Source organism: Macellibacteroides sp., from assembly GCF_050251695.1.
In the GTDB taxonomy this organism is placed as follows: Bacteria; Bacteroidota; Bacteroidia; order Bacteroidales; family Tannerellaceae; genus Macellibacteroides; species Macellibacteroides fermentans.
Genome location: NZ_JBFWMI010000147.1, coordinates 1 through 4,544 on the forward strand (window position 1 = coordinate 1; position 4,544 = coordinate 4,544).

Below are 4,544 nucleotides of genomic sequence, written 5' to 3' on the forward strand. Positions count from 1 at the left end.
ATATAAAATCAGAACCAACGTATTTTTCTGAATATAATAAATGCGGCTGCAGATAACGCAAGAGCCAAAAGAATTATTCCTATAAATCCAAAACGTAAATCTTCTGCATAGGTAATAACATTCATTCCATAAAAACTTGCAATTAAGGTTGGCACCATCAACAATATGGAAATAGAGGTCATTCGTTTCATGATGGTGTTCACGTTATTGGTGATAATAGAAGCAAATGCATTCATGGTTCCCGTTAGAATATCACTATAGATGTTCACCGTAATATGAGCCTGCCTCAACTCTGTTTCCACATCTTCAAGTAATTCTTTGTCAACGTAATCGGGCCCCTGGAAAATACTCTGCAGTTTGGTAAGCATCACTTCATTACCACGAATTGACGTGTTGAAATAAACCATACTCTTCTCTAGTTTCATCAAACGAAGAAGATCTTCATTTCGAATGCTTTTTTCCAATTCTTTTTCGGCCATTCTTACCTCATTGTTAACCTGCTTAAGGTATTTAAGGAACCACACGGCCGACGAATGAATAATACGTAATATTAAATCGAATTTGGTTCGGATTACAAGCTCTTTACGACGGGTATAACGAATAAAATCGTCAATTAATTCGGATTTATAATAACAAACAGAAACAATAATCTCTCCATTGGTAATCATGCCGATCGGCACGGTTGTGAATGGTATACCTTGTTCTGTGCTTTGTACGGGAATACGTAAAATAGTTAATAACCATCGTCCTTCGTATTCAATACGTGGACGTTCGTCGGTATCTTCAATATCGGATAAGAATGATTCAGGTACGTGTAGTTCGTTTGTAAGGTAGTTGATGTCGTCTTGAGTAGGACATTCAACATTTACCCAGCAATTGGGAAGCCACTGGTCAATTTCCATATAACCGGCTTCGCAATGAAGAAATTTTTTCATTATTGCCTCCTTTCGTTTTATTACGGCAGGGTGGAATAATGCTTCTACTTCTGCCAGATTACTTTTTATTTACCTCAAGCGGGATACTGTCATCCATAATTTAATGATTGATTTTATCGGGTGCAAAGGTAGGTTAATAAAACCAGATTACAAAAAAAGGGGATACCTAATGATATCCCCTCTGTTATAATTAACACTTGATGTGCTATTATTTGATATTCGGTTTTTCAAGTCCATACCCTTTTTTCTTGTCTTCTGCCTTAAGCATCAGTGCAACTACCAGGGCTAAAACACCAAATCCTGTAAAAATAATCATCGGAAGAGTATAATCGTATGCTGGTCCGTCGCCTTCCAGTTTGCAGTAACGGTCTAATACCCAGCCAATCAATGCAGGAACACCCATTAATCCCCAGTTCTGAACCCAGAAGATTAGGGCATAAGCAGTTCCCAGTTGATTTTCAGGAATAATTTTAGGAACTGATGGCCACATCGCCGAAGGTACAAGAGAGAAAGCCACACCCAAAATAATCATTATAATTGTTGCAAACCACCATTGGTTAAGCAAAGGAAGAGCAAACAACAAATGGACCCCAATCAACATACAGGCTCCGATAATCATAATTGTGGCACCTTTACCCTTACGGTCGTACAAGTTACCAAAGAAAGGAGTAAGGAACAATGTACCTAAAGGAAGCAGACTCGGAATAATACCTGCAAGTTCGGGATCAACGGCATATTTATTAACCATCAAATCGGTTGCATATTTAAGGAATGGGAAAACAGCCGAATAAAACAGAACACAGAGTAATGCTATCAACCAAAAACCCTTATTCGTAATAATTAAGAAAATATCTTTAACTCTGAACGGCTCTTCAGCATCTTTGTCGGCATCAGTAAGCGAGGCATCAAGCTTGCGATCCATAAAAATATAGACGATAAAGGCGATAAGGCCGATACAAAGCATGATGAAACATAAAAGAATAGGAGCGGATACACTATTAAAATACTTAGCAAAAGGAACAGATACAGACATAGCCAGCATGGTTCCAATACGGGCAGTAGCCATTTCGAGACCCATTGCAAGCGCCAGTTCCTTACCTTTAAACCATTTCACAATAATCTTTGAAACGGTAATCCCTGCAATTTCAACTCCTACACCAAATATGGCATATCCAAAAGCAGCAATAGCGACCTGCGCTTTCATTCCCAGGATAATCAGGCCATCCATAGCGAAGTAATCGGAAATAGCATAATACTTGATACCACATCCAACCAACATAAGTAAACAAGCATTAAATCCGGTAAAGCGAACCCCCATCTTGTCCAGGATCATTCCTCCGAAGATAAGCATCAGCAAAAACACATTAAACCAGCCGTAGGCACTCGTAAAAATACCGTAATCGGTACTGCTCCAAAGCAATTCCGATTCGAGCATTGGTTTTAACGGCGACATAACATCGGTCAGAAAATAACCACACAACATGGTGAAGGCCACTACCGCTAGCGCAGCCCAGCGAGCACCTTTCGAGTCACTCAGCTTCTTTTGAATTTTTTCAGTCATTTGTTTTATTTCTAGTTGTAAATATCAAGTTTTAAAGCAATCAATGCATCCGAAACAATAAATGTACTACCGCCTATAAAGATACAATCATTTGGTTCGGCTGCATTCTTAGCCGCATCAATGGCCAAAGCAACCGATGAATGAATTGTCCCTTTAAGACCATGTTCGCTTGCCTGCAAAGCAAACTCCTCTGCTGGAAGAGCTCTTTCGACCGAAGCATTGGTAAAATAATAAATAGCTTTTTTAGGAAGTAATTTTAAAACTCCGTGTATATCTTTGTCGTTTACCATACCAATAACTATATGCAGGGCATGGCAGGGCGTTTGATCCAATTGTTTGGAGAGATATTCCCAGCCTCCCACATTATGCCCTGTGTCACAAATTATAAGCGGATCTCTCTGGATAATCTGCCATCGCCCCATCAATCCTGTAAGTCCGGTTACCTGAGCAAACCCTGTCTTTACCGCTTGTGGAGTAATTTTATATCCTAACGAAAGAAGCTCTCTGATTGCTGTGAGGACAGTACATGTGTTCTTTTCCTGAACAACACCTCCTAATTCGCCTTCAATTGTACCATAATCAGTGGTATCATATACCCAATGGCCGTTGTCGGATATAGCCGAAGAGCGGATTACGCCTGATTGCTCTGCAAAGCGTATGGGCGCATTCTCAGCACTGGCTTTTGAAACAAATACATCCTTCACACTCTCTATTCCGGCTTCGCCTATAATTACAGGAATTCCCTCTTTTATTATGCCTGCCTTTTCGTAGGCAATCTGCTCCAGGGTATCTCCCAGAAACTGCACATGATCTTTGCTTATGTTAGTAATAACGCAAAGATCAGGATCAATGATATTTGTGCTATCCAAACGTCCGCCAAGTCCAACTTCGATAACAGCCACATCAACAGCCTGACTTCTGAAATAATCGAAAGCCATGCTCATTGTCAGTTCAAAAAATGAAGGCGACAATGTTTCAAAATAACTTCTGTGCTTTTCGATAAAATCGACTACATATTGTTTATCGATCATCTTCCCGTCAACACGGATTCGCTCACGGAAATCTACCAGGTGCGGAGACGTGTACAGCCCAACCTTGTATCCGGATTTTTGTAAAATAGCAGCCAGCAAATGAGAGGTAGAGCCTTTGCCATTCGTTCCTGCCACATGAATAGTCTTATATGCTTTATGAGGATAAGCCAAGTATTTATCCAGACTTAGGCTGGTGCCTAACCCTGGTTTGTAAGCAGACGCTCCGCTATGTTGGAAAACAGGTACACGTGTATATAGATAGTGCAACGTTTCTTCGTAAGTCATCATTCTTTTTTTATATAAAATGCAAATTTAAATAAAAATGAAGGAATACGATTGTTCTCTGAAGAATAATCATAGTATAATTAGGTCAAAAGCTCAAAAATGTCAGAAAAACATTTGTACAGCTGTTCCAATCCATCAAAAACTGTTTTTAAACAAGTTATTTTAACTGTAATATATTATCATCAGACAAACTAATTGTTTATTTTTGTTGTTAGATAAACATACTATTATTTAATCATTAAACAGAAAGATCATGGGAGCAAAGAAGAATTTTGTGCTTGATACCAATGTTATCCTGCACGATTATAAGTGTATTGAGAACTTTCAGGAAAATGATATTTATCTGCCCATTGTTGTACTTGAAGAGCTTGATAAATTTAAAAAGGGAAGCGACCAAATTAATTATAACGCCCGTGAGTTTGTACGCGAGCTGGATTTACTTACAAGCAACGACCTTTTTCTTAAAGGAGCTTCTCTGGGTCCGGGTAAAGGAACACTCTATATCGTTACAGGCGACAAATATCAAGAGAAAATTGCCTTGTCGTTTCCGGAAAAAACACCCGACCACCGAATCCTGTCCAGCACTTTATTCATTGCAGAGAAGAATCCCAAAGTACGTACCATTCTCGTTACCAAGGATGTGAACCTGCGTATGAAAGGGCGTTCGTTAGGGATTGAAGTAGAGGATTATATTACTGACAAGGTTGTAAATGTAGATATCTTTGAACGTGC

General features: G+C 39.2%; 4 protein-coding genes. 1 reads left to right on the top strand and 3 read right to left on the bottom strand.

Annotation, left to right across the window (positions count from 1 at the left end; genetic code table 11):
* Positions 1-8: 8 nt before the first annotated feature.
* From AB7E53_RS14145 to AB7E53_RS14155, 3 genes are all read right to left on the bottom strand, one after another.
* The gene (locus AB7E53_RS14145; RefSeq protein ID WP_068186669.1) at positions 9-935 is read right to left on the bottom strand and encodes a magnesium transporter CorA family protein; all 927 of its coding nucleotides are present in this window, start codon (positions 933-935) and stop codon (positions 9-11) included.
* A 208-nt stretch (positions 936-1,143) separates the two neighbouring features.
* Positions 1,144-2,496 carry an MFS transporter gene (locus AB7E53_RS14150; protein WP_068186671.1) on the bottom strand — a complete coding sequence of 451 codons (1,353 nt, stop codon included), beginning with the start codon at positions 2,494-2,496 and terminating at the stop codon, positions 1,144-1,146.
* Positions 2,497-2,507: 11 nt separating this feature from the next.
* Positions 2,508-3,812: a bifunctional folylpolyglutamate synthase/dihydrofolate synthase gene (locus AB7E53_RS14155; RefSeq protein WP_446776401.1), complete on the bottom strand. Its 1,305-nt coding sequence runs from the start codon at positions 3,810-3,812 to the stop codon at positions 2,508-2,510.
* A 253-nt stretch (positions 3,813-4,065) separates the two neighbouring features.
* On the opposite strand from AB7E53_RS14155, the gene AB7E53_RS14160 reads away from it, so the two are divergent.
* Positions 4,066-4,544: PIN domain-containing protein (locus AB7E53_RS14160; protein ID WP_446776399.1), on the top strand; the 479-nt coding region annotated here is incomplete at its 3' end.

Excerpts from the sequence above, each read along its gene's own strand:
- AB7E53_RS14155 (WP_446776401.1), bottom strand. The coding sequence starts at position 3,812 with ATGACTTACGAAGAAACGTTGCACTATCTATATACACGTGTACCTGTT.
- AB7E53_RS14145 (WP_068186669.1), bottom strand. The coding sequence starts at position 935 with ATGAAAAAATTTCTTCATTGCGAAGCCGGTTATATGGAAATTGACCAG.
- AB7E53_RS14150 (WP_068186671.1), bottom strand. The coding sequence starts at position 2,496 with ATGACTGAAAAAATTCAAAAGAAGCTGAGTGACTCGAAAGGTGCTCGC.